A 353-nucleotide genomic window follows, 5' to 3' on the forward strand; every position below is an offset into this window, starting at 1 on the left:
GTAATGCGAAGGTCGTAGGTTCGACTCCTATTATCGGCACCATTTAAATCAATAAGTTACCTCGCATTTAAGTAAACTACGTTCTCCTCTTGTGCCGTATTTGTGCCATTGCGACTTATAATCGCATCGATTTTGCTCGCGTGCTCGGTAAGATGCCCGGCTGAAAGGTGGGCGTATCTTTGAACCATTTCGAGAGTTTCCCATCCTCCCATCTCTTTAAGCGCAAGAAGAGAGACACCGGACTGAACCAGCCAGCTTGCCCAGGTATGCCTCAGGTCATGGAAGCGGAAGTTGCTAATGCCTGCCCGCTTTAACGCTCCCTTCCATGCCTTGTTGCTGTCGGTTCTCATCTT

The 353-nt window shown here is 49.0% G+C and carries 1 protein-coding gene; it reads right to left on the reverse strand.

Annotated features, from left to right (window positions below):
• Positions 1-56 precede the first annotated feature (56 nt).
• Positions 57-353, reverse strand: a 297-nt coding sequence (locus ABZJ92_RS22355) for a site-specific integrase (protein WP_353752506.1), incomplete at its 5' end; no start/stop codon positions are given.

This window comes from Shigella sp. FJ200513 (genome assembly GCF_040495915.1).
In the GTDB taxonomy this organism is placed as follows: Bacteria; Pseudomonadota; Gammaproteobacteria; order Enterobacterales; family Enterobacteriaceae; genus ECMA0423.